This is a genomic window from Salinimicrobium profundisediminis (genome assembly GCF_026241755.1).
GTDB lineage: Bacteria > Bacteroidota > Bacteroidia > Flavobacteriales > Flavobacteriaceae > Salinimicrobium > Salinimicrobium profundisediminis.
Genome location: NZ_JAPJDA010000072.1, coordinates 1 through 2,302 on the forward strand (window position 1 = coordinate 1; position 2,302 = coordinate 2,302).

The following is a 2,302-nucleotide window of genomic DNA, read 5'->3' on the forward strand; positions in this document are numbered from 1 at the left end:
TAAGTTTTCGTCTAAAATGTAGAGATTATTAGCTGAAGGGGTGGAATCGTTGAAAGTATTCCCTTTTGTTGTTGCTATTCTGAAATAACCATCATGCTCATCCATTGAAAATTGATTCAAAATGGTGCCGTTTATTTCGGCGCTCGCCATCATAACGGCTTTTAGACCTTCAAACTTAAATTTATAAATCGTTGTATCCGGACTAAAATCTTCAAAGCTCTCTTCGCGCAGTGGCATTAATGAATAATCAGCCGAAGCTATATAAAGATAATCTTTTGACATATACATATTGTCACCGCTGCCAATAAAGGAGGATATTACTGCTTCTTTGGTATTTTGGTTCAAATCAAAGACAGCAATATTGGTGAAGTTTTGATCTTTTGATTCTGGTATATAATTGATATTTTTCAAATCCACACGCTCAAAGGATTCCGCTTTTGCAGTATCCTTAAAAATTGGTCGAAGGTCCATATCTGGCTTCTCCTCTAACATCCAAATATCTGGATATTGACTTGTTACCATAAATACTTTTCCTTCCTTCATCCTTGCTGCTGTTAAGGAACCCTCCACTTCAACTTCTCTTATTACTTTTGGTTGTTTTTTATTTTCGATATCATAAACAATTGCTTTAACACTTTGATAATATGCGGGAAAAGAAATGTCTTGAACTTTGTTTTCAGTACCCTTTTTATTTTCTGTATAACTGTGTCCTAAAACAACAAGCTGGTTTTCATGCAGAAACAGAGAATGCGGACTAAAATCATGAGTGAATTTCAGTACAGACATGACTTCCATTTCATGAACTGGATGAGCAGATACAATTTGCACTTCGCCATCTGTTGCCCGGTAAATGTATTGACCATCTGTTTTTACCGAGTCTGCTTCATCAACACCTTCAACTTGGATATTTGTTTCTGAATACTGTCCGCCTTCCCCGCTGCTTTCCATACTGCTGTCCTCTGCAGAACTTGCATCGCTATAAAGTCCAAACCCTTTTGAACGCCCTTTATCTCCTAACAGTGTTAAAAAATGGTCATTTATTTGAGCAACGGATTCAGCTTTTGGCAATGTAAGCTCAACACTAAAAAGCTGTTCTTTTTGAGAAGCTAATCTTCTTCCGTTCACTGATTGAATGTCCTCTGTCAGTAATAGCTTGTATGAACCTGTTCTTGCTTTATAGCCTGATTCGGGAGGTTTAACAATGATGCTCTTTTGATCATCACTTAAGTTTATGTCAATATCTTGTTTCTCACCTTGATCGTTAATGACAGATACAGTTTGTGAATTAACTGTTTTTTGATCTAACTTTCGTGAAAAATAAATCTTCCATGTTTTATTGCTGAGCACCTCCACATTTTCATTTTCAATCTGGCTGACAACCTTTAGCTGCGTGCTCAGAATAACAGCAGCAATTGCCGCAGGAACAAGCAGCAAAATGCACATAACAAGCCATATTTTTTTCATCGCATTTCCCCCTTTATTCCTTTTGACGAGAACAATTGGAAAATGGTTACAATGAAGCAACAGAATTCTTAGCGGCTTAATTTAGCCTTATATAATTGAATTCCGTGTACTCCCCTTTCTTTTCTGTTACTGCCACCACTATAAAAAAGGAGCTTCGTGATTACCGAAGCTCCTTTCAATAAGAATCCTTAATCCTAAATTTTTATTACCAATCTTGTGTACTTTCAAGCAAAAGATCTATTTCTATATGTCTGATTAGATGAGAAAGATCTTCATCAGCCATATCGGATGTATCATCTAATATTTGGTCTATGTCCGCATTAAAGATTTTCATAATCAGACTCCTTGTAACTTGAATGCTCCATTAAAGAATATTTTGTGACAATAAATTGAACTTTACATTTACAATACAATACGGGGTTAAAGACTTTTTTCTGGGGGTATAGATAGTTGAAAATATTTTACCCAGATATGTACATATTTAAACTGCATTAAAATGAATTTTTATAAGAAATGAATTATAGTAAAAAAACTTTAGTTGCTCTTACAATATGGGTTAAAAGAGCTTATATTACTCTAGGTTTATCGAAAATACTAATAAAAAACAGCAGTTACCAATCATTTACTAGTCTATTTATGAACTTTTTGTGACAAAAACACGTCTCCTAATCATGAACATTTTGTGACACAAATCACAAATGATTGTAATTAACATTATATGAGACTAATATAGAGACTGTTAATGTGAACAATTTATAGTTTAGTAATGATGAAAATTATATTTCATTCATTGATGAAAGGAGCACAATAATGAAACTTAAATCGGCAATCCTCTTTC

General features: G+C 34.2%; 1 protein-coding gene. It reads right to left on the reverse strand.

The window, feature by feature from the left end; genetic code table 11:
• Positions 1-1,464 (reverse strand): beta-propeller domain-containing protein (locus OQ279_RS18485; RefSeq protein WP_266071345.1); only part of this gene is annotated, 1,464 nt, incomplete at its 3' end.
• Positions 1,465-2,302 lie beyond the last annotated feature (838 nt).